At 46.3% G+C, this 24397-nt stretch carries 21 protein-coding genes; 4 read left to right on the plus strand and 17 right to left on the minus strand.

Going from position 1 to position 24397, the window contains the following annotated elements:
- Positions 1-245: 245 nt before the first annotated feature.
- Positions 246-725, minus strand: coding sequence for a glutathione peroxidase (locus GQF01_RS34735; protein ID WP_161411885.1), 480 nt, complete (start codon positions 723-725; stop codon positions 246-248).
- Positions 726-904: 179 nt separating this feature from the next.
- Here GQF01_RS34735 and GQF01_RS34740 point away from each other — a divergent pair, with 179 nt between their 5' ends.
- Complete coding sequence (locus GQF01_RS34740) at positions 905-3067, plus strand: HelD family protein (RefSeq protein WP_161411886.1); 2163 nt, start codon at positions 905-907, stop codon at positions 3065-3067.
- A 63-nt stretch (positions 3068-3130) separates the two neighbouring features.
- Here GQF01_RS34740 and GQF01_RS34745 read toward each other — a convergent pair whose 3' ends face one another.
- From GQF01_RS34745 to GQF01_RS34755, 3 genes are all read right to left on the minus strand, one after another.
- Positions 3131-3976 carry a DegV family protein gene (locus GQF01_RS34745; protein ID WP_161411887.1) on the minus strand — a complete coding sequence of 282 codons (846 nt, stop codon included), beginning with the start codon at positions 3974-3976 and terminating at the stop codon, positions 3131-3133.
- 18 nt (positions 3977-3994) lie between these two features.
- Entirely contained in the window at positions 3995-4843 is an 849-nt protein-coding gene (locus GQF01_RS34750) for a DegV family protein (protein WP_161411888.1), read from the minus strand.
- A gap of 133 nt (positions 4844-4976) precedes the next feature.
- Complete coding sequence (locus tag GQF01_RS34755) at positions 4977-5747, minus strand: SDR family NAD(P)-dependent oxidoreductase (RefSeq protein ID WP_161411889.1); 771 nt, start codon at positions 5745-5747, stop codon at positions 4977-4979.
- 60 nt (positions 5748-5807) lie between these two features.
- Between GQF01_RS34755 and trhA the strand changes: the two genes are divergently transcribed.
- Positions 5808-6440, plus strand: a complete 633-nt coding sequence (gene trhA / locus GQF01_RS34760; RefSeq protein ID WP_161411890.1) for a PAQR family membrane homeostasis protein TrhA — start codon at positions 5808-5810, stop codon at positions 6438-6440.
- On the opposite strand, the gene GQF01_RS34765 is transcribed toward trhA, so the two are convergent.
- Together GQF01_RS34765 and GQF01_RS34770 are read right to left on the minus strand one after the other, a co-directional pair.
- Positions 6441-7094 carry a GDSL-type esterase/lipase family protein gene (locus GQF01_RS34765; protein WP_161411891.1) on the minus strand — a complete coding sequence of 218 codons (654 nt, stop codon included), beginning with the start codon at positions 7092-7094 and terminating at the stop codon, positions 6441-6443.
- A 92-nt stretch (positions 7095-7186) separates the two neighbouring features.
- Positions 7187-7471 carry a hypothetical protein gene (locus GQF01_RS34770; RefSeq protein WP_161411892.1) on the minus strand — a complete coding sequence of 95 codons (285 nt, stop codon included), beginning with the start codon at positions 7469-7471 and terminating at the stop codon, positions 7187-7189.
- A gap of 157 nt (positions 7472-7628) precedes the next feature.
- Here GQF01_RS34770 and GQF01_RS34775 point away from each other — a divergent pair, with 157 nt between their 5' ends.
- A complete protein-coding gene (locus GQF01_RS34775) occupies positions 7629-8795 on the plus strand; it encodes a M20 family metallopeptidase (RefSeq protein ID WP_161411893.1) in 1167 nt (388 codons plus the stop codon).
- 296 nt (positions 8796-9091) lie between these two features.
- Here the strand turns inward: GQF01_RS34775 and GQF01_RS34780 are convergent, their stop codons facing one another.
- The 5 genes from GQF01_RS34780 to ytxJ all read right to left on the minus strand — a co-directional run bounded on the left by GQF01_RS34780 (position 9092) and on the right by ytxJ (position 13622).
- On the minus strand, positions 9092-10414 hold the full coding sequence (locus tag GQF01_RS34780) for an MFS transporter (protein WP_161411894.1): 1323 nt from the start codon (positions 10412-10414) through the stop codon (positions 9092-9094).
- Positions 10415-10487: 73 nt separating this feature from the next.
- Positions 10488-11369, minus strand: a complete 882-nt coding sequence (locus tag GQF01_RS34785) for a DMT family transporter (protein ID WP_161411895.1) — start codon at positions 11367-11369, stop codon at positions 10488-10490.
- A gap of 208 nt (positions 11370-11577) precedes the next feature.
- Positions 11578-12642, minus strand: coding sequence for a DUF1648 domain-containing protein (locus GQF01_RS34790; RefSeq protein ID WP_161411896.1), 1065 nt, complete (start codon positions 12640-12642; stop codon positions 11578-11580).
- Positions 12639-13025: a GntR family transcriptional regulator gene (locus GQF01_RS34795; RefSeq protein WP_235960817.1), complete on the minus strand. Its 387-nt coding sequence runs from the start codon at positions 13023-13025 to the stop codon at positions 12639-12641. The genes GQF01_RS34790 and GQF01_RS34795 overlap by 4 nt, the downstream gene beginning before the upstream one ends.
- Positions 13026-13280: 255 nt before the next feature.
- Complete coding sequence (ytxJ, locus tag GQF01_RS34800; protein ID WP_161411898.1) at positions 13281-13622, minus strand: bacillithiol system redox-active protein YtxJ; 342 nt, start codon at positions 13620-13622, stop codon at positions 13281-13283.
- A gap of 148 nt (positions 13623-13770) precedes the next feature.
- Between ytxJ and GQF01_RS34805 the strand changes: the two genes are divergently transcribed.
- Complete coding sequence (locus GQF01_RS34805; RefSeq protein WP_161411899.1) at positions 13771-14640, plus strand: metallophosphoesterase; 870 nt, start codon at positions 13771-13773, stop codon at positions 14638-14640.
- A 30-nt stretch (positions 14641-14670) separates the two neighbouring features.
- On the opposite strand, the gene GQF01_RS34810 is transcribed toward GQF01_RS34805, so the two are convergent.
- The 6 genes from GQF01_RS34810 to GQF01_RS34835 form a co-directional block, all read right to left on the minus strand.
- A complete protein-coding gene (locus GQF01_RS34810; RefSeq protein WP_161411900.1) occupies positions 14671-16269 on the minus strand; it encodes a PucR family transcriptional regulator in 1599 nt (532 codons plus the stop codon).
- A 207-nt stretch (positions 16270-16476) separates the two neighbouring features.
- The gene (locus tag GQF01_RS34815) at positions 16477-16893 is read right to left on the minus strand and encodes a PaaI family thioesterase (protein WP_161411901.1); all 417 of its coding nucleotides are present in this window, start codon (positions 16891-16893) and stop codon (positions 16477-16479) included.
- Positions 16894-16956: 63 nt separating this feature from the next.
- The gene (locus GQF01_RS34820; RefSeq protein WP_161411902.1) at positions 16957-18627 is read right to left on the minus strand and encodes a long-chain-fatty-acid--CoA ligase; all 1671 of its coding nucleotides are present in this window, start codon (positions 18625-18627) and stop codon (positions 16957-16959) included.
- Positions 18628-18663: 36 nt separating this feature from the next.
- A complete protein-coding gene (locus tag GQF01_RS34825; RefSeq protein ID WP_161411903.1) occupies positions 18664-20436 on the minus strand; it encodes an acyl-CoA dehydrogenase family protein in 1773 nt (590 codons plus the stop codon).
- A 276-nt stretch (positions 20437-20712) separates the two neighbouring features.
- Positions 20713-21894 carry an acetyl-CoA C-acyltransferase gene (locus tag GQF01_RS34830; protein WP_161412120.1) on the minus strand — a complete coding sequence of 394 codons (1182 nt, stop codon included), beginning with the start codon at positions 21892-21894 and terminating at the stop codon, positions 20713-20715.
- 76 nt (positions 21895-21970) lie between these two features.
- Complete coding sequence (locus GQF01_RS34835; protein ID WP_161411904.1) at positions 21971-24364, minus strand: 3-hydroxyacyl-CoA dehydrogenase/enoyl-CoA hydratase family protein; 2394 nt, start codon at positions 24362-24364, stop codon at positions 21971-21973.
- Positions 24365-24397: the final 33 nt, after the last annotated feature.

Consider the following 24397-nt stretch of genomic DNA (forward strand, 5'->3'; position numbering starts at 1 on the left):
CTCCCGAGATAAAAAAACGCGCCGGACCTATGGTCCTGCGCGAATTGCTATCCCGCAGGGAGGCCAACGCGAAATGCGTTAGCCCACCCTGATAAGTTCAGGTATGTGCTAACGCCTATAAAAATAATGAAATTGTACGAACCAAGTTGTCTTATTCATATTGATTCGACTCCTTCACTTTCAATGATTATTACTGATTATAGTGAGGGGTTGTCAGCATTGCAACAACTTTTTTCTTAAATAGGTTACGCTATAACTGCTTCAATATCTGGTGCAATATCAGAAGGTTCCGTTCTCGCGCTGTATTGTTTGACTACATTTCCTTTTGCATCTACAAGGAATTTCACGAAGTTCCATTCAATATCGTTAGTAGCATAAGGTTCTGGTGTGTGGCTTAGCAAATAAGTGAACAAAGGATGAGCGTTTTCACCTTTCACATCCACTTTGGCAAACATCGGGAAAGTGACGTTGTAATTAAGCTCGCAGAAGCTTTGGATCTCTTCATTAGTCCCAGGCTCTTGCCCTGCAAATTGATTACAAGGGAATCCTAGAACAACAAGGCCCTTCTCCTGGTATTGCTCATATAAACTCTGCAACCCTTTGTAATGAGGCGTTAGGCCGCAGGCGCTTGCTGTATTGACAATGAGTAATGCTTTCCCTTTGTAATCCGAAAGTGACTTCGTTTCTCCCGTGATGGTCTGAACCTCAATATCATAAATGGACACCGCAATCTACTCCTTCAACGATAAAATAACTACTTGTCCATTATAGCATTGTTTCCCATCACCCCCAAATATCATAACGTAACATGGTTTAGCTTCCCATATCCTGACAGGTGTGTTATATTGTTTACCTGTTTATTCGCAAAATAGACACAACATCTGATCTTAGGAGGTAACTGATCTTGGACACAAAGACTCAAAGTGCCTATCAAGAAGAACTGCAAAGACTCGAAGAAACGAATCTAGAAATTGACAAGCAGCTGGCTAGGCTTAGATCAACTCCAGTCTATTACGGCCCTGATCTAACGGAACAAGCACTAGAAGTCGCACGCGAAAATGGCCGACACAACTTGGCCAAAGCGGTCGATGAGCCCTATTTTGGCCGTCTAGATTTCCAAGAGTCAGGCACGGCTTCATCCCAGCCATTATATATTGGCAAATCAGGCGTAGAAGACGAACGTACCGGTCACCTGTTAGTTATTGACTGGCGTGCACCCGTTGCCAGCTTATTCTATTCATTCACTGGTGGACTTGACGCTGCTTCCTACGACTCACCGGACGGACTTATTGAAGGTCTCGTCTATTTGAAGCGAAATCTCGTTGTTCGCAAACAAATCCTTCAGCGTGTCGTGGATACCTATGACCGAACTGAAGACTCTCTAGCCGTTGGTGACGAATTTCTGCTATATCGATTAGGGGAAAATAAAGACAACAAGCTTCGTGATATCGTCTCCACGATCCAAGCGGAGCAAGATCGGATCATCCGAGCAGCCAAGAATACGGCGCTCATTATTCAAGGGGTCGCAGGCAGTGGTAAAACAACTGTTGCCCTTCATCGTCTCGCCTTTTTGCTATATCAATATCGTGAACAGGTTCGCGCAGAGCGAATGATTATTTTCGCACCGAACTCGATGTTCCTCGATTACATATCAGGTGTCTTACCTGAGCTGGGTGTTGGCAATATTCAGCAAAGCACTTTTACAGACTGGGCATTACATGTACTCGATCAAGAAGTGAAGTTAGCCGATCCAGCACTGACCCTCCAAACTTGGTTCTCTCTTGGAAGCAAGAGACCTCCTGTGGATGATCATGCACCAGGCAGATTTAAAGGATCGATTCTTTTCAAACAATATTTAGATGACTGCTTAACGAAGTTCGAGTCCTCCTATGTCCCAACAGGGGATTTCATTCCTTGGGAGGGCGTTAAGCTGCCCCTAGCCAATATACGCGAATGGTTTTTCGTCGAGAATAAGCATTATCCACTCGTCAAACGTCGTGAACGCGTCGTAGCCCGCATCAAGCGTTGGATGGAAATGCAGCTCGACAAAATCTGGGAGCAAACCCGGAAGAAAGATCTGAAAAAGAAGTCCGCGCAGCGCTTGCGGACCTATTTGACCAGTTGGCCAGAGCATACGGCATTCAGTTTCTACAAAATGCTGTTCGCTGAAACCAACCGCCCAGACAGCTTGCCTACTGAGCTTCTACGTGAGCTGCCTGAGCCAATTGTTCTTGCATCGCTCAAGCTTTTCAAGAAAAAAGAAGTGCAGCTTGAAGATCTCGCTCCACTCCTTTATATCCATACACGTCTGTACGGCATTCCGTCCGATCAATTGTTCGACCATGTCGTCATTGACGAAGCCCAAGATTTTTCACCTTTCCAGGTGGCGGTTCTAGATAGCTATACACGTAATAGTTCCTTTACAATTCTGGGTGATTTGTCGCAAGGCATTCACGCTTATCAAGGCATCCAAGACTGGAAGGAATTCTCAAGTCTATTTCAAGAAGACCAAGGCGGCTACTTCGAGCTCGAGCGCAGTTACCGGTCAACGATGGAGATTATCCAGTTCGCCAATCTTGTGCTGCAGCGAGGCGTCGAGAACCCGCTCCTTGCAGTTCCTGTGTTCCGCAGCGGGAACAAAGTTCGGGTGTTACAGACAGACCTCAAAGGACGAATTCCCTTGTTAGAGCAAGCTATCGCGACTTTACAGCAAGGAACTTCCAGCACGATTGCCGTTGTGGCCCGTACAGAGAAGCAGGCTGAGGAATTACATGACGTCCTGACGAAAGCCGGCATTGAAACGAATCTTATTACATCCAAACAACGTGTGTATCGCGGGGGAATCTCGGTCGTGCCGGTCTATTTGACCAAAGGACTGGAGTTTGACGCCGTTCTGCTGATGGATGTGACGGCTGGACATTACGAAGCAACGCTTATAGATGCCAAACTGCTTTATGTAGGCTGCACACGCGCACTACATGAGTTGTGGTTGATGGCACCTGGCGAATTATCACCGCTTGTCTCGACAGATGATCCTGAGATTGTAACAACAGTTGCACCTTCATAAAAAAGACACCTGATTCCTCTAAGGCTAAAGCCATAGAAATCAATCAGGTGTCTTTCTTTTTCTTTAATAAGCGATCAGTACGCCGCCTTCTCCCGCATAGGTGCCAATGACAGTCCCCATGTTCGCAAATAACACGTTGCGGAACGGATGCTTTTGGAGGAGTTGGTTCAACACCTCTCGCGCTCTTTCCTCACAGTTGCTGTGTGCGACGGCAATCACATCTTTTTCGTAGTCGTGAACGGCCTCGCCCACTTTGGCGATCATCCGCTTCAACGCTTGCTGCGTGCCGCGAATTTTGTCCATGACTTCAATCGAGCCTTCTTCACTGGCTTTCATGACGAGTTTAATATTCAAAACAGAAGCCACGGCCCCTCGGACCCGATCAAGCCGTCCGCCTTTGATGACATTTTCTAACGTATCCAAGAAAAACAGTGTCCCCGAAGACGCGACTGAACGTCGTATCGCCTGGACGATTTGCTCAAAAGGAACATCATCCTCTGCCATTTTCGCAGCTTTAAAGGCTAACACACCAAGCCCTAAAGAAGCTGTTTTCGAATCAATGACTTCAATACGTCCTTGATAACCTTCCTCCTGGAGCATCTCCTTGGCCATAAGGGCATGATTGTACGTACTGCTCAGAGCAGAAGAAAGACAAATCACAAGAATATCCTGATTTACCTCAGCTTTTTTCTGATAATCTGTGAGAAAATGCAGCGGTGAAGGACTAGACGTCTTAGGCAGTACACTCTCCGCTTTCATTCTCGCATAAAATTCACAAAGCTCCATGTGAGGGGGCATGCACTCCTCTCCAAAATGTACGGACAAAGGCACAATTGTAATTCCTAGCTCGTCCGCAATCAATTTGGGGAGGTCACAGCTGCTGTCAGTGATAATCTTGATTGTCGTCATGTTGTGTACACTCATTTCTTATTTTTTGGCGAAAACGATTCCAACCGTACGAGGACCGCAGTGACTGGATACCACACAGCCAGTTTCGGTTATATAGACTTGCTTAATATTGGTTTGTTGTTCGATCTGCTCTTTGACATACGCAGCTTCCTCAGCTGCCATGGCATGAGTAATGAACAGAAACTCAGTATCCATCTCGTCTTTTTGTGCAAGTGCACGATCTAACAGTTGTTGAAGCGCTTTCTCCCGCTTCCCTCTCACTTTGTCCGTCAATGTCATAGCCCCGTCAATCACTTTCACAACAGGTCTAATTTTCAATAGACTTCCGAGGAAATGCTGGACGCTCGAACATCTTCCGCCTTTATGCAGATATTCCAAAGTATCAATGATAAACTCTACTTCAATATGGGATCGAAACGCTTCGATCATCGTTTTGATTTCCGAACTGCTCTTACCTTCCCGAGCCCAATGAGCAGCTTTCAGCGCAAGCAAACCTATCCCGGTTGATAGCGTTCTAGAATCTATTACGGCAACTCTATCATCTGGAAAATTTGCAGCCGCAATGGATGCATTTTGAATCGTCGAAGACAGTTCCGACGAAAGTCCGATATAGACGACATCATCACCAGCCTGTACTGCCCCTTCGAACGCCCGCTCAAAATCAATCGGAGAAGGCGCTGCTGTCTTGGGCAGTTTCCCGGTTTCATCTACAAGCTCAAAAAGTCGACCTGGTTTGATTGAAACACCATCTTTTAACGATAGCTCCTCAAAAACAACATAAAGAGGCACAACTTCAATCTGATATTTGTGAATGAGTTCATCACTTAAATCACATGTGCTGTCTGTAAAAATACGCACCGGGGACATTACGGTCAACCACCTTATCTCTCTATCTATCCGTCTATAAACTGAAAACCACAATAAAACTATGGATTGTTGTGTGTTCAGTATAAAGGATATGTATGGAAAGCTCAATCATACAAAATGAAGTAACTATACATTAGAAACCATAAATCGTCATGCCGCCGTCAACAAATAGCGTCTGACCCGTCACGTAATTCGCTGCATCGGAAGCTAAGAAAACAGCAGGTCCCACCAGCTCTTCAAGCTCCCCAACACGCTGCAGGGGTGTGCGCGCAATAACATCAGCCAGAAAATCAGGATTAGCCAATATTTTCTCCGTAAGCGATGTTTTAAAATACCAAGGACCAATGCTGTTCACGTTAATTCCGAATTTTCCCCACTCCAGCGCCAGCACCTTCGTCATTTGAATCATGGCTGCCTTTGTAGCCGCGTATACAACACCTGTACGTAGGGCAACATGTCCGGCAACAGAAGCAATATTGATGATCCGACCATATCCCTGCTCTTTCATTTGATGACCAACAATTTGTGCGCACAAAAAGGCCGATTTGAGATTCGTTTGCATGATGGTATCCCATTCTTCATCCGTTACGGCCAGTGCTTGACTGCGGATATTCATCCCGGCATTGTTGATTAGAATGTCTAATCTACCTGTCTTTTCAATGATTTGTCCTACAGCCTGTTCAATTTGTTCCCTATTCGTGACGTCCACTTGGAACGGATAAGCTGATCTGCCCAACGCACGAATTTCGGCAGCAACTTCTTCGATATCACTTGATGTACGCGCAAAAAGGGCGACATCAGCACCGGCCTCAGCAAGTCCGATTGCCAGCGCTCTGCCGATCCCTCTTCCTGCTCCTGTCACCAGGGCAATTTTATTATCTAGTCGAAATGAAGGTAAAAACATAGTCTCATCGTCCAATCTATTAGGGAGTAGTTGTAGCTAATAAAGAAAGTAGGGATTCACATGAATTATTCCGTTCAAGAAGAGAAAGCAAATGCCATCAGCCATGGGATTGGCGTCCTTTTAAGCATCGCAGCGCTTATCCTGCTCGTTGTTCAGGCTTGTCTGCACGGAGATGCGTGGCATATTGTGAGTTTCAGCGTGTTTGGTGTGGCGCTCGTTATTTTGTACACCTGCTCCACTTTGCTGCACAGCGTCAGTCAACCACGTTTGAAAGATATTTTTGAAGTGCTCGATCATTCCGCTATTTACGTCTTAATTGCTGGCACCTATACCCCCTATTTGCTTGTGACGCTGCGTGGACCTATGGGGTGGTCATTCTTTGGTGTGATTTGGGGGCTTGCCTTAGCCGGGATCGTGCTCAAAATATTTTATGTGAAGCGATTTATCCTCATCTCAACGTTATGTTATATTCTCATGGGGTGGCTCATTGTTATTGCCTTTAAGCCGCTTTACGCGAGCCTGCCCTTCGGCGGCATCGTTTGGCTGGTAGTTGGCGGATTGCTGTACACGTTCGGTTCGATTTTCTATGTATGGAGGCGCATCCCTTATCACCATGCCATTTGGCATATTTTCGTGCTCGCCGGTAGCGCCTGTCATTTCGTTTCTATCTTCGGATATGTCATCATGTCTTAATTAAGGAATCAGTTGCTGCAGCTGCTGAAGTGAAACGACGCTCTCAACCTGACGCGCCAGCTCATCATAACCATCCTCATTCGGATGAATGGCATCGTCCGAAAGATAACGGGTATCCTGCCCGATAAAAGCATCATATACCTGAACGATATGAATATGCGGCTGCTCTAATTTCCGTAAAAATAGGTTAAAACGCTGCACCCAATAAGCCGATTCAGGGACCTGCGGTAATGGATTATACAATCCAATCAAGGCAATGACATACGGGGTGTCGATACCTTGCCGCAGCGTTTCTATTTTCGCCATAATTTCTTTGTAATTCGATTCGTACGTTTGAAGTGCTGACTTTAGAAAGGCAGGATCATTTTGGTAAAAGAAAGGAATTGCCGCTTGGATTAAATCATTACCGCCAGCTGTAATCGTAATAATATCCGCTTCTTGGATATCCTTCTGAATTTGCGGATCGGACTCCAGCGTTTGGAGCAATTCGCTAGTCGTAGCACCGTTCGTGCCTGCTTGGATTAATTGAACAGGAACGTTAAGCCACTGCTCTACTTTCATCTTAAAGCTGTACACGAATCCACGACCATCCGGTGCACCAAAACCAACGGTTAGTGAATCGCCAAATGCCAAATAGTTAATCGTCTTATCCATGCTATCCTCTCCCTGAAGCCTGACGTAGGATAGTATATGCGTCAGCGCCCAGTTTGGGAAGGGACACTCCTACCAGTTGTGCGGCAAGATTTTTATACGTTTACATGCTCCTGAACAAAATTTTCGATTTGCGCTTTTTCTGCATACGTGAATTGAAACTCGCAGTCACAGCCCTCGTCATGAAGCACAATTTGCACAATAACCCCATCCAAATTGCAAATCACAAGAATCGTTGGATCGATGAGATCCTCCGGAAACGTTTCGCCGGCCTCAAGATGCATCCTTAGATAAATGTCGCGCCATTGTCCGCGTACCTCGGATTCCATAAAAGATAACGTAAATTTGTGTTCAACGTGCTCTGCGCCATATTTCATCATCTGACTTTTCCCCCACAATATGTTTTTCTCAGCAAGTTGATCTTTTTTATTTGAACTTCGTTCACTTTATTGTAACTCAGAGCTCCTTAAAGTGGTAGTTTGCGCTCCTTTATACTACAATAAAAGCAAGTAATTAGATAAAGGAGCCTTCTCACATATGAAATCAACCATCACACAAACCATTGACAATAACGCGGACAGATTCAAAGCCATTTCCAGCTTTATTGGCGCGAATCCTGAGCTCGGACATGAAGAATTCAAGGCTTTCGCCCGCTTAACGGAAGAGCTGGAACATCATGGATTTGAGGTTGAACGCGGCGTATTAGATATTCCAACAGCTTTTATCGCCACCTATGATTCAGGGAAAGCGGGCCCCGTTGTTGGCTTCTTAGCGGAGTATGATGCTTTGCCAGATCTGGGACATGCCTGCGGACATCACTTAATCTGCATGATGAGCTTAGGTGCAGCTATCGGGCTTAAGTCTGTACTCGCCGAAACAGGCGGCAGTATTCGTGTCTACGGGACTCCCGCTGAGGAAACCAAGGGTGCGAAAGTGCCCATGGCCGAAGCAGGACTATTCCGCGACGTGGATATCGCTTTGATGGCACATCCTTATTACACCTACGAAAAATCCGGTGAGTCCCTGGCAATGGATGCGATTCAGTATGAATTCTTCGGCCGTTCTGCACATGCCGCTGCACAGCCTTATGAAGGCATTAACGCGTTGGACGCCGTACTCCAGCTATTCAATTCCATCAACGCGCTGCGTCAACAGATCAAATCGGATGCGCGTATTCACGGCATTATTAATGAAGGCGGCAAAGCGCCTAACATTATCCCGGACTATGCCGTCGCGCAGTTCTATGTCCGATCAGGGACTCGCGCCTACACCGATGAGCTTGTCCAGAAAGTGCTCCACTGCGCGGAGGGTGCTGCTTTGCAAACAGGCTGCACGCTCAAAACGTCCTTCTACGAATATTCGTATGACGAGCTGCGAACCAACGAAACGTTGTCCCAGGTATTCTCGGATCAACTTCACGAGATGGGAATCGACCCTAAGGACATTGAAATCGGCAAGGATCACGGCTCACTGGATCTCGGTAACGTTTCGATTCAATGTCCAACGATCCACCCCTTCGTTAAAGTCGTTGGCGAGAAGCACATGCTGCACACCAAGGAATTCCGTGATCTAGCGCTGCAAGAGCCTGCGCTTGACGCTATGATTTTCACAGCCAAAGCGCTGGCTAACACGGCTTACGAAGTCATTAGCAGCCCAGAGTTGCTGCAAAGAATCAAAGATGAGTTTACCGCAACAACAAAGTAAGACAGAAAAGGGGTTGTCACAACAGGACTATGATAGTCCTGAGGGACAGCCCCTTTTTCCCCGCTCCAGCGGTACATGCCAGTTAGCCCACCAAACTGAAATAGATGGAAAAACTACCGTTAATCTAACCTGCTCATTGGCATGAAATAAAATAAAGGTAGAAACTCCAGCTAAATTACCTGTAGCTGCACGAAATCCGCTAGAATTGGTGAAATTAGCGGTGGAAATTCCAGTTATTTGGTATAAACTGGGGTTATGATGAGAATTACCAGGAGTAATCGGCGCTAATTACAGGCTCAAGCCGTGACGCTAGCTGATGAAGCTGCAACAGTTGCCTCCCTGTGGCTTTTCTCCGCCTTTTCTTTACGCTCTTCGAGCTGACCCAAAATGGCGTAAAACATGATCATCCCAATGACTCCGCTAATCGCAATAAGCGTTGCCATCAACCAAGATGGCATCCAGCCTCCAAGGATTACGCCTAAACCGCCGAGCAGCGTTGCTCCTTTATATACCATCCCGAAGAGAGCCATATATGAGCTTCTTGCATGGTCTGGGGCAATATTCCCCAAGTAAGCTTGCTTAATCGGCACATACATCAGCTCGCCAACGGTTGCAATGAACATCGAGAGCAGCAGCAGCCAAGGTTGGTTGCTGTAAGCTAAATAGCTATAGCCCAAAATGTAACAAGTGTAGCCTACAAACAGCACTTTGCTATCCGAGAACCGCCGCATGAATACACCCATGAGCACGGAAAGAACAACCACGAGCACTGTATTCTCTGTACGGATAAAACCTAACATCTTGAGTCCATCTACCGTCCAGGATGACTCCATCCAAGGGATGAACGGGGCAGAGACCATTTCTTTTTCCAAACGGACACCCACATAATTTCCCAGATGAAACTCCACTGAGACCAACAATAAAGATGCAATTGTGAAGATCATGAATGTTTTATCATGCAGCACCAGCTTGTAATTAGACCATATGGACGTCTTTCTATGAAGATTGCCCTCTACTCCATCAGTATCATCAGGTAAATGTTTTGGCTCGTAGACTTCATGAATGAAGAAATAAGTGATAACTAGCGATATTAGTCCACTTACCGATAAGCCTATGAACAGCTCAAACAGGTAGGATTTGAATAAGAACGCCCCTGCTATACCAGCAATCGCAAAGGATAAGTTGTTCATCCAGTACATAATGGCATACATGTATTTGCGAATATCAGGAGCTGTAACGTCGAGCAGCATCGCATCATTGGCAGGTCCATGAACGCCCCAGAACATACTCACGCCAATCATCAGAACAAACGTCATCCACGGGGACGACAACCATGGCGAATTACACAAAGCCATCCCCATAAAGCAAAACATCCAACCAACTTCTGCGGTAAGCATCAGCTTTTTACGACCAATTCGATCCGCATAATAGCCACCTACAATACCCGCGATGACACCTGCTAGAATCCCGAGAATGACCACAAGTCCAGCGCTCGTATCCCCTAATTTTCCAGAAAAGTAAATAGACATGAAGGGAAGCACCATATTATTCGCGGTACCAGAAAGAAATGAAAGGCCGATTCTTAATTTAACATTACGATGAAAATCGCGAAATCTCACGTTAACCCTCCAAGTGGAAAAACAAATCTGCCGAGCCTCGTATTTCACCTTTGTTCAATTAACGCCTAATAAATTACTGTTTCTCGTTGCTCCGCAAAAACAACCCAACTCCAACTAACAATAGGCATCCAGCCAAAAGCTGAATCGAGGTAATCTTCTCACCCAGTAAGAAATAAGCCAAAATAGATGCTCCAAGCGGCTCACCTAAGACCGTCATCGAAACGGAGGAAGCCTTCATATACTTGAGCAGCCAGTTGAATACATAGTGACCGAAGACCGTCGGGATGATGGCAAGCAGCAAGAAAACGCCCCACTCTTTCGCTGGATAAGCGGTGAAGGAGGTTCCCGTAATAACGTTCGTGATCGCAAGTACAAGCCCAGCGAACAGGAAAACAAAAAAGCTGTACACAAAAGCGGAGATCCGCTCTCTCAATCCTTTGCCCCAAAGCATGTGCAGCGCAACCGCTACGGTTCCGATCAGGGATAAAAAGTCGCCTTTCAATGCCGCGCCTGAAAATTGAAAATCACCCCATCCAATAAAAACGGCTCCTACGATAGCCACACACATCGCCATAACAGCCGCGCGGCTTGTTTTTTGCCCATAAAACAGAAACGCTCCAACCAAGACAAAGATCGGCTCCAACGTGAGAATCGCTGTCGAGCTTGCCACCGTCGTAAATCGAAGGGAATCCATCCAGAATAAGAAATGCAAGCCAAGCGCGATGCCGGACGCCGCCGTTCGCAGCCAGTCTCTTAGGCGAATGCTAGTAATCTCTGACCGATAATTCCATAGAAAAGGCAGCATTAATACATTGGTCATCAACAAACGATACATAGCCGTGACTGCTGCAGGTGCATCAGACCATCTAACAAAAATAGCTGAAAACGAGATTGCGATAATACCAATTAACAAAAAGACAGGAATTGGAACCTTTGTTCTATTCATTGCATTCATCTTACAAAACTCCTTGCTGCTTAGTTACCCTGTTGATGCCAAACACCAAATCATTATATAGGAGGATGCCTGGATTGCCAATCTTTTTTAGACATTGTTCAATTGTTGTCAGATGCAGAAAGGATTTTAAGTACTTGGAGAACGAAATGGGGGAACAAATTGGAGAATGGATTAGAGGAAACAGATGCCGCTCACCAGAATGAACATCTCAACGAATACTAAACCAGATCATGGCAGAAGCGAAGAATACAGGCGTAAACACGACTGCCCATCCGCCGACTCGACCAAAATTAACAGTAAATCCAGTTCCCTCCAACCGCTCAACAATGATCGCAGGGTCTTGAGCATTAACGTAAAACAATCCTATCTTCCAAACCTTTCCTTGCTGCGAAGGATATGTTATTAATGCTGTCTCGTGCTGGGAAATTCGTTTCGAATCACGACCGAATGTAAATGCAATAGCGAGAATTAATAGATTCGCAGCCTCAATTAGCCAGCCAATATTGGATGAAAGAAATTGGATTATTGCCATTTGTACAATAGAGAAAAGAAGCAATCCGATTGCTGTAATCGTATAAATAATCTGTACGTGTCTCTTACGCAAATATTGATTAGTTGGATCATTAGGTACCGTCATATCTACTTGTCGTTTACTTCTTCCAATCCCTTCTATGACACCGAGCATAATGGCAAGAAAACCAAGCTGAATCAAATTAGTTAAAAATACGTAAAGAATCGACTTCTCCGCTATACGATCTACTTCACCATTCGTGTAATGAATAGGAAATTGATCAGGAATTCTATCATAAAAGTAAACAATAACAAGTACATTGAGGGCAATAAAAAATATGGGGAACAAATAGAACCAACGGGACATGAAGACTCGTTTTTTAGTAGAAAGGTCGACTCCCACAAAACGTTGATTTCCCACTTGCCATCCTTGCTCCTTTTTCATGGAGTTTACTTTCCTGTACGTGATGATATAAATAATAAAATTCGCAGTTTGAGACAAGGGCATGAGATAAATCAATGCTGCTAATGAAGAGATAACTTCCAACTGCACCAAAACAAGCTCTGCAATCAAAAATAAGCCACCAATGCAACCGCTGACTACGCGGTACCAATTCTCGATGGAACGCAATGGAATATAATTTACTTTGTCAGCAGGAATTACAACCCCGAAACGAACAGTACGTCGTCGAGCAATCGTAGGATAAAGTACATTTACAAGAAGTAGTATAATTCTAAATATTCCATACTCCCAAACATTCATAAGTGATCCCCTTCCGTATCATTGTGTATGGACTGAATAAGCTCAGCGACGACAAGATTGATTTGAGCTGATGAGATCTCTCTCCTGACTGACCAAACAACTATAGGATGCAGCATTTCTTTTAACTGTACGATGTGTTGCGGTTCGCTCTTTCGTTCTGGAATAAGCTCAGCAATAACCGCACCTTTACGCCTATGCATCCGAATATATCCTTGTTGTTGAAGAACCTTGTAAGACTTACTCACTGTATGAATGTTGATACCTATATCAGAAGCTAATCTGCGTACAGAAGGCAATGATTCCCCAGTTTGAAGCCCTCCACTTAAAATTCCTTCAACAATTTGCTTTATTATTTGTTGATAGAGAGGCGTTTGTGATTCCATGTCTAACTGTATAAACATCATCCACCTCCATTGTTCTACATTGTATATACAATATAGAACAGATAGAACAATTAATCAACAGTATTTTCCAATTATGGATGACGCGACACTTGAACCATTTTATGAAAATCAATCGTTCTTATTTATAGCAAATAATGTGCGTAGATTCATCATCCAAAAAAAAAGCCCACAGCAACCGCCTAAGCAATCATAGGCAGCCACCATGGGCTTTTCATTTAAATCCTGAGCACTATTTTAGTCTAAAACAGCTGTAATATGCTTAGTTGTAACAGACCAGTGCGATGTATTCCATACGGATTCTTTATTTTTGAAATAAAGAATTTGCGGTGATGCGTGCTTGATCCCCAGATCTTCCGCAATTTGGTTAGAAACTGGGCGAGACTCGATTACCTTAACCAAGTAATAATCTACTTCCTCGTTTGGTTTTCCTGACAAATATTGCTCATATTCATCAAGCGCGCTTGCGCTTACCGGGCAAGTTGTGCTGTGTTTCAGAACGACTGCTGGTTTATCGGAGGAACGGTCCCAAACTTCCTGCCATTGATCAACCGTTGTGAGCTCTTTCCATGCTGACATTTCAATCTCTCCCTTCCTATTAAATAATAATTATTATAAATTAAGTAAGGAGCTTATGCAACTCGCCAGACCTCGCAAGATTCGCAAACACAGCATGCTATTGCTATAATTAATATATAAAATGAGCTTTGGAACTAGGAGGAACATGATGCAATCAACACCCCCAGTGACTCGACGTACTTTTCTCAAAAAAGGCGCTCTGCTTGCAGGTTCTCTGCTGGCTTCCGGAGGTCTTGTTGGCAGTTATTCCAGCTTCATTGAAACAAAATGGTATGATACGACTAGAATCACACTCTCATTCGAGAGGCTACCTAATGCCTTTCACGGCCTTAAACTTGTACAGTTCAGTGATCTACATATTGGTCATCATTTTAATTTAAGGGATTTAGAACGTATCGTCACACTTATTAATAAAGAAAAACCGGATCTTCTAACTTTCACAGGGGATTTATTCGATGCCCGAATTACGGAAGACGAAACATTAACAAGCAAACTGCTCGCCAGCTTAGAGGCGCCACTCGGCAAATGGGCTGTGCTTGGCAATCATGATAAATGGATCGATAAAAACTATACGCTGCCAATCCTCCAAAATGGCGGGTTTCAAACACTGATTAATGCCTGCAAGAAGATCACCTATAAAGGGCAGACCATTCAAATTGCAGGCGTCGAAGATCGTCTTACAGGTTCCCCCGATATCGTCAAAACTCTCCAAGGCACCAATGCTCAAATGTTTACGCTCTTGCTCTCGCATTGTCCCGATTTCGCTAATCAAGTTGCCGCGCAACCCATTGATTTGCAGCTATCCGGCCACTCCCACGGAGGACAAATCCGCTTGCCTCTCCTAGGTGCACTCTTTACTCCGATGCAAGGCAAAAAATATGTGATGGGACTTTACGAAGTACCCGACTCCAAACTGCTTGTCTATACGAATCGGGGAATTGGCACAACGTTCCTCCCATTTCGCTTCCTTTGCAGACCCGAAATTACCGTTATCACACTGGAAAAACGAAAACCCTGAGCGCCAACAAAGCGACTCAGGGTTCAGGAATTATTGTCTGACATGCAAGAACTGACGGAATAAGAAAACAGCTTTCAGTTTCAAAAGATCGTTAACTTTCTTGAAATCTACCTGTAAAAGATCACTGATCTTCTCTAAACGGTAGGTGACTGTATTTCTATGGATGAATAATTGCTTGGCCGCTTCGCTAACTTGACCATCGTTTCGAATGAAGACCTCTAAGGTTCGAATCATTTCTTGCGAATATTCAGCATCCTTTTCCAAGAGCGGACGCAATACTTTGGCACAGTAGTCTTCCATCATATTGACCGACACATGCTGGAATAGATGAGCGAACTCTATCGTCTCGTAGTGAACTACGCGATCTGATAACTCAAGCTTATTAGCCATTCGCTGTGTCTCCATACATTCCATGTAAGCTTCTCTTAATGCAGTCGGCTTAGCTTTCATGGCGCTAGTATAGAAAATCATATCTCCGGCTTCCTCCCGACAGCCTGAATCTCCTGCATATTTGATCAGGAGCTGTGCCAGTTCATCCTCAGGAAAGCCCTCGGCTTGATTCGCTGAATAAATGGAGAACATCATATCTTTGAGTATGAAGTGATTCGCGCGCAATTGACTGGATTTGGGATGCAGCTCCATATACTCCTTTAGCCGCTTCATTCTTCCCTGCCGTTGCTCGTCTAACTGAGCTTCAGGCTTACTTTTGCTAATCACACATTGGTAAGAACCCGTAAAGAGCGTTAACCCTCTGCCCTCCGCCTGCTCCAGGAACTCCTCAAGTGACGTCCCTTTTTCCAAATAGCGATATAGCGAGTTGTGCAAATCCCGTTCTGCTGAAGCTTCCACATGTGATCGGAACGTATAGTTCATATGAAACGTTAGAATGTCAGCCGCTTGCTGGAACAAGCCTTCCTCTACATTCGCTAGCAAAACGGCATCTGGCATGATTAGCAAATGTCCAAGGAGCTCATCATCCTGTTGGTAAAGTCCGACTCGGTACGCGCGGTCTTTATTCGAATATACCCAGCCACACTTTCGCTTAGGCCAGTTCTGAGCTAGTTGATCTTGCTTCCATGCGCTAGTATTATATAAAATTTGCCCTCTGGCCCCAACGACAGCCATGGGATAACCAAGAATATTACTTAGTAATTGGAACATTGAAGCCATATTGTCCTGTTTCAAACCGAACTGCATTAATCTCGTCTGTTTCTCCAGCACGGATTGCAGCAGCTTCGTGTTACGGCGATATTCTGCATTGAACAAGGCATTCATTTGATCAGAAAAAGTAAACTGGAAGGGCATCTCAATAATCGGAAAATGCAGCCGATCCGCTTCTTCAACCACAGCCTGTGGCAGCTCCGTCCAAAAGCGACCAAGCTTGATCCCTAGTCCAGCGGCGCCGCGATCATTTAATTTACGAAGTAAATTGACCGTTTCCTGCGGACTATCCTTCATGGCGAAAGCGGTGGTGAAGAGCATTTCACCGGACTTCGTCCAGTCTGCAATATCTGGCGCGTCCATAACATTGACCGATTTAACGATGCGGGATTCCCCTTGCTTGCCAGCTACAAGCTTCGCTTCCGTTAATGGATAAATGGATAATGCTTCACGAATGGTAAGATGCATCGTGCTTCCCCCCTTATGCCTTTTAACAGATTATAGGATGACAAGGACCAAACAGTCAATGTATTTGTGTTAGATTATATAACATAGGTTAAATATTTTTGAACGATTTATGTCTATATCGCACAACGATGTTATTTAATGTAACATATAGACACAGAAACGAGAGACATGCTCGCACATGCCCCTCGTCCCAAATGCCTTTTTCCACTAAATCACACGAAACGTCCCTGTGCCCATCGTTCCTAGATTTCCTTCGCGATCCATTACTCGTCCTTGCGTTGTAATCATTTTACGGGATTGATGAACAAGCTCAGCCGTTACAATCAGCCGCCCCTCATAAAGCGGAGCGACGAAGTGAACGTTCAAATTCGTTGTTACAACCTTATCCTCCGGCCTTGCCGTCATAACGACAATCCCCATCGCATTATCCAGCAAAGAGGATAACACACCGCCATGGACAATGCCGATCGGATTCAAATGATGAGGTTTTGCCTCCAAAGCAATCGTAATAAGGCCATCTTTCATTTCGACGAATTCACAACCAAGAAACCCCCAAAACGTAGGTTCCGCCGCTGCTGCTAACTGCTGCAGTCGTCTATTCACTCGCTCGTGAGCATTATCCATAGGATCCCCCTCCACTCTCCTTGTAAAGGGCTAACCCTTATCCGAACAAACAAGAAGAGACGCTCAAGTTTTATTCTCTTCTTCTAATAGTTGCCTGCGCAGCACTTTCCCAATCATCGTCTTGGGCAGGGATTCCCGGAACTCTACCTTCCGTGGAACTTTAAAAGCAGCTAAACGCTCACGGCACCACAGCTCAAGCTCTTTTTCCGTTAACGTCATTCCGGGTTTCAACACGACGAATGCTTTCACCGTTTCCCCCCGGTATTCATCCGGCACCCCAACAATCGTCGCTTCCAAAATAGCTGGATGTTCAAAGAGCACTTCCTCGATTTCTCGCGGATAAATATTGAATCCTCCAGCTATGATTAAATCCTTTTTACGATCGACGATGGAGAAAAAACCGTCCTCGTCCATACGCCCCATGTCCCCTGTGTAGAGCCAGCCATCACGAATCGTCATGGCCGTTTCATGCTCACGCTGCCAATACCCTTTCATGACCTGCGGGCCTTTGATCAGTAATTCACCGATTTCCCCAACAGGTAGCTCTTCACCCGTGTTTACATCAACAACCTTAGCAGCTGTATCAGGTAAAGGCACACCAATCGAACCAATTTTACGATAACCCCAAATGGGATTGGCGTGTGTAACGGGAGAGGTTTCCGTTAATCCGTAACCTTCAATTAGCTTGCCTCCAGTCAAAGCTTCAAAACGCTCCTGAACTTCCAAAGGCAGTGGTGCTGAACCGCTTACACAAACATTAATGGAAGAAATATCAACTTCTTTGACCCTTTTATGATTAATAATTGCAATGTACATGGTCGGCGCGCCAGGAAAAATTGTGGGCTTCATCTTATTGATCGTATCTAAGATCAAGTCGATATCAAATTTGGGGATTAGAATCAGATTACCTGCCTGCAGCATGGATTGATTGAGCAGCACCGTCAAGCCAAACACATGGAAGATGGGGATTGCTCCGAGGAATCGCTCGCCCCCCATTTGAATCCGATAGCACCATTTCGTCGTTTGGTACGCGTTGGCGATCAAATTGGTGTGAGTCAGCATAACTCCCTTCGAAACCCCCGTAGTACCTCCAGTATACTGAAGCAAAGCAATATCCGTATCTGCGTCTGCTTCCACACATATAGGTTGCGATGAAGCTTCTCGAAGCAGCTTTTTGAAAGCGTACACGCCTTCGCCGTAAGCAACCTCTAGCTTTGCTCCGTCTTTTTTCATTTTAATCGGATATAGCAGATTTTTCGGAAAAGGTAAGTAATCCTTAATCGATGTCACAATGACATGACGAATCAGCGTCTGCGCTTTGGCCTTTTGCACACGATTAAATAATAAATCCAGAGTAACTATGACCTCTGCCCCGGAATCGGAGAGCTGGTGGACCAGCTCTCTTTCCATATACAGCGGATTCGTCATGACGACGATCCCACCCATCATAAGCGTGCCGAAGTAGGCAATAATGGCAGACGGACAATTGGGCAACATGATCGATACACGATCCCCCTGGCACACACCAAGCCCCTTGAGAACATTCGCAAAGCGATAAGACGCTTCAAGCACCTCATGATAACGCATCGTTTTGCCAAGGAAATATAAGGCAGGTCGATCTGGATACTTATGCGCGGAATCTACCAACAAACGTGCAAGATTATGCTTAGGGTACTCATACGTCGGCGCCACTTCCTCTGGATAATGACGCAGCCAAGGCTTTGCCTCACTCATACAAAACCATCCCCTTCAGGTTCTTCACACGGATGACTAGACGATGAATTTCTCACCCTGAATAACACGTGCGGCGATGTCGCGCTTCAGCTGGGTCGTATTGACAGTGCTGCGTCTTGACAGCTTTTTCAAAATGGATAACTGAGTCCGAAGAACATCTCCTTCTTCCATCGTACTGAGCGCTTCCTTCGCGTATGCCTCAATTTTATCAAAAGCTTCATGCACGAAAACCGTTGTCACTTGAATGGCATTTTTCGCCTTCTCTTCGCCACTCTTGGCAATTAGCTTTTGGGTACGGAGCAGACCGCTTTCTCCCGCAAAAATTTGAATCATGATATCCGCCAAATTGCTTAACACTTCCTGATTTTTCTCTAATGCCATTCCATACTTCTGCACGGCAAGTCCGCCAACCATTAAGAAGATTTTCTTCGCCATCGAAATCAGATGAATCTCTTCAGCCAGTGTACCTTCAAAAGTTTGGCCTGGCACAATCGACAGCAACTCTCCTTGGAGCGCTTGCGCTTTTTGCATCAAAGGCAGCTCGCCTTTCATGGCTTTCTTCACCAATGTACCCGGAATTAGCAGACGGTTAATCTCATTCGTACCTTCAAAAATACGATTAATCCTCGAATCGCGATAAATGCGTTCAACTTTATACTCCTGGATGTAGCCGTATCCACCATGAATTTGCACGCCTTCATCTGCAACAAAGTCCAGAACTTCCGAGGCGAACACCTTATTGATCGAGCATTCCAGCGCGTATTCAGAAATGCCTTTTGCCGAATGCTTGCCTGCATCCAAACTCGTATGATCGATATCTTTTAGGATTTGATCCATAAGCCCTGTCGTTCTATAAACCATGCTCTCTAGCATATAAGTTTGAATATTCATTTCAGCCAGCTTTTTCCCGATCAACGGAAATTTGGATATTGGCGTATTGAACTGTTGACGGGTATTCGCATACTTGGCGGACAATTCGATTGTTTCCTTCGATGCGCCCAGACAGCCAGTAGCCAATTTGTAACGGCCGATATTCAAAATGTTAAATGCAATCAGATGGCCCTTCCCAATTTCGCCCAGCAAATTCTCCACAGGTACTTTGACATCCTCAAAAAATAGTGGACGGGTCGACGAACCTTTAATCCCCATCTTCTTCTCTTCAGGTCCCATCGTAAAGCCCGGATCCCCTTTTTCCACGATAAATGCCGTGAAATCCGTTCCATTAATTTTGGCATACACTATGAAAATGTCGGCAAAACCCGCATTCGTAATATATAGTTTGGAACCATTCAACAGATAATGTTTGCCATCACTTGAAAGCCGCGCAGTTGTCCTCGCACCCAAAGCATCTGAACCAGAAGTTGGCTCGGTTAAGCAGTATGCCGCAATTTTTGCGCCTGTGGCGAGGTCTGGCAAGTATTTTTTCTTCTGTTCGGGAGTCCCGAAGAAGACAATCGGCAGCGTCCCAATCCCGACATGCGCGCCAATTGATAAAGCGAAAGCAGACGCTTGCGCCAGATTTTCACTGATGATCGTGGAGCTTACCTTATCAAGTCCTAGGCCGCCATAAATCTCCGGCACATCAGCTCCGAGCAAACCAAGCTCGCCTGCGCTTCTCATCAGTTTAACCGTCAAATCGTAATTAAGCTTCTCGATATGCTCATCATTCGGCATCACTTCACCCGCTACAAAATCGCGCGTCGTCTCTGCGATCATGCGATGCTCCTCGGTAAAATCCTCCGGGGTCACGATATTGTGAAAATCGATATCTGAAATGACAAAACTGCCGCCTACGACTTTATCTGACATGGTTCATCTCTCCTCAGAATGAATTGGACAAGGGTTAATAAATGGATGGGAAAAGCTGGTTACCGCCAGTGATGAACTGGAATTTCTACCGCTATTTCAGCGGAATCCAGCAGAAAAAGGGATATAGATGGAGAACCTCCCGCTAATTCAACCAGAACGGTTCAATTGGAGCGATTTGATGGCCAATAGCGGGAGAAATTCCATGTAATTGGATGAGCAGTCCATCATGACGAAGGATTAGCAGGAATTTTTCCAGTTAGTTACACTCCATTGCAGTCAAGCATGCACCTGGAACACACCAGCAGCACCCATCCCGCCGCCGATACACATCGAAACTACACCATAACCGCCGCCGCGCCGCTGCAGCTCATGAATTAATGAGGTCGTCAGCTTCGCGCCGGTGCAACCTAGCGGGTGCCCGAGGGCAATCGCGCCGCCATTCACATTCACCAGCTCCTCGTTCAATCCGAGCTCGCGAATAATATGCACGCATTGCGAAGCGAATGCTTCGTTAATTTCAAAAAGATCCACCTGATCCAGGGTGATCCCCGCCATTTGCAGCGCCTTCGGTATCGCCTTCACCGGGCCAACCCCCATAATTTCCGGCTCCACACCGGAAAGGGCAAAAGCCTTAAACGTCGCCAGCGGCTTCAACCCGAGCGCCTCCGCGCGCTCGCGGCTCATCAGCACGGCCGCCGCTGCGCCGTCCGACGTCTGTGACGCGTTGCCCGCCGTCACCGTGCCGTTCAAGCTGAACGCAGGCTTCAGCTTGGCAAGCCCTTCCACGGATGTATCGGGGCGTACGCCCTCATCCGCGGCAAATACAAACGAACGCTGAAACGCTTTGCCGCGTTCGTCTATGCCCTTCACGCTCGTGCTGACCGGCACGATCTCATCCACGAACTTGCCGGCTGCAATCGCAGCCGCCGCCAGCCGATGGCTCCGCGTCGCGAAGCCATCCTGCGCTTCGCGCGTAATGCCGAAGCGCTGCGCCACAGCTTCGGCGGTATGCCCCATGCCCATATACACCTCGGGCATGGTCTCAACCAGCCGCGGATGCGGCGAGAGCTTGAAGCCCGTCATCGGGACGTGGCTCATGCTCTCTACGCCTCCGGCGATGATCACCTCCGCGTGGCCCAGCATAATGCGCTCCGCCGCATAAGCGATGGCCTGCAGCCCGGAGGAGCAAAAGCGATTGACCGTGATCGCCGGTACGGTCACCGGGAAACCCGCATACAGCGACATCGTGCGGGCGAAGTTGAGCCCTTGCTCGCCTTCTGGCATGGCGCAGCCGATGATGATGTCGTCTACGTCGCCTTTGTCCAGGCCAGGGGCCCGCCGCACAGCCTCCTCCAAGACGGCTTTGCCTAGATCCTCCGCTCTCGTTTGAGCGAAGCTGCCTTTCTTCGCGCGCCCGACTGCGGTACGCGTAATCGATACAATGACTGCTTCCTTCATCATTTCTCACCTCAATTAGAATAATAAGGAGTTCTCACTCATGCATTTCAGGTCGCGCTTCCATTCACATCCACCATCAATTACGCAGCGCTTTCCCTTTAGAAAGCATATATTGCATACGCTGCTGGGTCTTCAATTCCCCACACAAGCTAAGAAAAGCTTCTCTCTCCAAATCGAGCAAATATTGCTCAGTAACCAAAGTGCCAGCCGGGACATTCCCGCCTGCCAGCACATGCGCTAACTTGTTAGCGATAAGCACATCATGATCGCTGATATAGCCGCCCTGTTTCATGGAGTAAGCACCAACCTGCATGACCGCTTTGCCATTTTCGCCGACAACGCGGATTTTCTCTTGCGCAGCCGGGGTATAACCTGCCGCATCCATGCGCAAAACGGCTTGTTTAGCCTCATAAATCCGATGATCCGGATTAATAACGACCGTATCCTGGGGCCTCATATAACCAAGCCGTTTCGCATCATGACCACTCGTCGAAACCTTGGCCATCGCTACAGTCTCAAAGCTTGCATTAATCCAAGGCTGCAGATCTACCTCAGGATCACGCACTAGCGAGCTCGCCCTAAGCGCCAGTTCCTTACAGCCGCCTCCTGCAGGAATTAAGCCCACGCCAACCTCAACAAGTCCATAATACGTCTCCGATGAGAAAATAATTTGATCTCCCGGCATACAAGCTTCAACACCGCCGCCGAGCGTCATTTTATGAGGGGCAGCAACCACAGGTTTATCAAGGCTTTTGAGCTTCATCATAGAATTTTGGAATAACCGGATAATGCCGTCCACTTCATCCCACTCGCCGTCTTGCGCCTCCATGAGCAGCAGCATTAAATTAGCGCCAACACAGAAGTTTTTCCCCTCATTTGCAACGACTAGCCCGCGGTAATTGCTGCGAACTTCGTCTACACTCTGCTGAATCATAGTGAGAATATCTCCGCCTATCGCATTGTTTGGAGATTGAAACTCCAGACAGGCAACACCGTCGCCAAGATCAATCAAATTTGCCCCGCTATTCGAGCGAATGATTTTATTTTGCTGCTTTAACGCTGCCAGAGAGATAAGCTCGGGTTTTGTTTCTACGCCTTGGTACTCATTTTTCAAATAGTAAAAGCTGTGTCCATCTTTACTTGTATAGAAACTGTCGTTGCCCGCGGCAATCCAAGCTTTGACCCAGTCAGGCACCTCGCTGCCTTCGGCCTCCATTCGCTCCACAGAACGCTTAAGTCCAATGGCATCCCACGTCTCGAAAGGCCCCAAATCCCAGTTAAATCCCCACTTGAGCGCATTATCGATCTCGACAACAGAATCAGCAATTTCATCTAATTTAGCCGCGGAGTACAGCAGCACTGGCTTCAAAATGTTCCACGCGAGCTCAGAGTATCGGTCTTTGGTACCCAGCAACGCCTTAAGCTTTCCGCTTGTGCCTTTGGCTTGTTTGGCAGCTTCCAGGGAGGCTGCACTAATTTTGCGGCTTGCCGCATACGTCATGCTGTTTAAATCTAACGATTGGATTTCTTTTCCAGATTCACTTTTTACTTTTTTATAAAACCCTTGACCTGTCTTCTCCCCAATCCAACCTTTTTCCACCATAGTCTGTAAAATAGCTGGCGTGTCAAAAACAGCTTTCTCACTCGGATCATCTACAAGTCCAAACACGTTATTCGCGACATGTACAAAAGTGTCCAGACCGACCAAATCCAGCGTTCGGAACGTTGCGCTTTGGGGACGCCCCATAGCAGGCCCCGTCACTGCATCGACTTCTTCAACGGAATATCCGCTCGCGAGCATTTCACGCAGTGTAACCAGAAGCCCATAAGTGCCAATCCGATTAGCGATAAAATTCGGCGTATCTTTGGCTTGCACGACACCTTTCCCCAGCTTCTTCTCACAAAACTCGGTCATCAAGGAAATAATCGCCGGGTCTGTGTGTTTACTTGGAATGACTTCGAGAAGCTTCATATAGCGAGGCGGATTAAAGAAATGAGTGCCTAAGAAATGCTTTTTAAAGTCATCGCTTGTGTTCTCGATCATCCCATGAATGGAAATACCGGACGTGTTAGAAGAAACGATCGTCCCCGGCTTCCAAACCTTTTCAATACGGCTTAATAACTGCTGCTTCGCCTGTAAATTTTCCACAATGACTTCAATGATCCAATCCACATGGCTGAGCTTTGCCAAATCATCTTCCAAGTTGCCAGGAGTAATTCGATCGATGAAGGCTTCACTATAAAGAGGAGCTGGATTCGTCTTTTTGAGCTTATCCATCGCACTAACCGCCAGACGATTCCGTACTTTCGGATGCTCCAGCGTTAAACCTGCGCTTTCCTCTTGCGGCAGCAATTGAGATGGCGCCATATCGAGCAATAACACGGGAATGCCTACATTTGCTAGATGGGCAGCTATGCCGGAGCCCATCACACCGGAGCCGATTACGGCAGCAGTACGAATCTTTGTCATATGGATATATCCTCCTACATGAAATTTTCAGTC

The organism is Paenibacillus silvestris (assembly GCF_009882985.1).
In the GTDB taxonomy this organism is placed as follows: domain Bacteria; phylum Bacillota; class Bacilli; order Paenibacillales; family NBRC-103111; genus Paenibacillus_E; species Paenibacillus_E silvestris.

Coding starts and splice junctions, on each gene's coding strand:
- GQF01_RS34825 (WP_161411903.1), bottom strand. CDS start 20,436: ATGTCAGATAAAGTCGTAGGCGGCAGTTTTGTCATTTCAGATATCGAT.
- GQF01_RS34830 (WP_161412120.1), bottom strand. CDS start 21,894: ATGAAGGAAGCAGTCATTGTATCGATTACGCGTACCGCAGTCGGGCGC.
- GQF01_RS34755 (WP_161411889.1), bottom strand. CDS start 5,747: ATGTTTTTACCTTCATTTCGACTAGATAATAAAATTGCCCTGGTGACA.
- trhA (WP_161411890.1), top strand. CDS start 5,808: ATGAATTATTCCGTTCAAGAAGAGAAAGCAAATGCCATCAGCCATGGG.
- GQF01_RS34765 (WP_161411891.1), bottom strand. CDS start 7,094: ATGGATAAGACGATTAACTATTTGGCATTTGGCGATTCACTAACCGTT.
- GQF01_RS34810 (WP_161411900.1), bottom strand. CDS start 16,269: ATGCATCTTACCATTCGTGAAGCATTATCCATTTATCCATTAACGGAA.
- GQF01_RS34775 (WP_161411893.1), top strand. CDS start 7,629: ATGAAATCAACCATCACACAAACCATTGACAATAACGCGGACAGATTC.
- GQF01_RS34835 (WP_161411904.1), bottom strand. CDS start 24,364: ATGACAAAGATTCGTACTGCTGCCGTAATCGGCTCCGGTGTGATGGGC.
- GQF01_RS34815 (WP_161411901.1), bottom strand. CDS start 16,893: ATGGATAATGCTCACGAGCGAGTGAATAGACGACTGCAGCAGTTAGCA.
- GQF01_RS34750 (WP_161411888.1), bottom strand. CDS start 4,843: ATGTCCCCGGTGCGTATTTTTACAGACAGCACATGTGATTTAAGTGAT.
- GQF01_RS34795 (WP_235960817.1), bottom strand. CDS start 13,025: ATGGAATCACAAACGCCTCTCTATCAACAAATAATAAAGCAAATTGTT.
- GQF01_RS34745 (WP_161411887.1), bottom strand. CDS start 3,976: ATGACGACAATCAAGATTATCACTGACAGCAGCTGTGACCTCCCCAAA.
- GQF01_RS34790 (WP_161411896.1), bottom strand. CDS start 12,642: ATGAATGTTTGGGAGTATGGAATATTTAGAATTATACTACTTCTTGTA.
- GQF01_RS34785 (WP_161411895.1), bottom strand. CDS start 11,369: ATGAATGCAATGAATAGAACAAAGGTTCCAATTCCTGTCTTTTTGTTA.
- GQF01_RS34820 (WP_161411902.1), bottom strand. CDS start 18,627: ATGAGTGAGGCAAAGCCTTGGCTGCGTCATTATCCAGAGGAAGTGGCG.
- GQF01_RS34805 (WP_161411899.1), top strand. CDS start 13,771: ATGCAATCAACACCCCCAGTGACTCGACGTACTTTTCTCAAAAAAGGC.
- ytxJ (WP_161411898.1), bottom strand. CDS start 13,622: ATGTCAGCATGGAAAGAGCTCACAACGGTTGATCAATGGCAGGAAGTT.
- GQF01_RS34770 (WP_161411892.1), bottom strand. CDS start 7,471: ATGATGAAATATGGCGCAGAGCACGTTGAACACAAATTTACGTTATCT.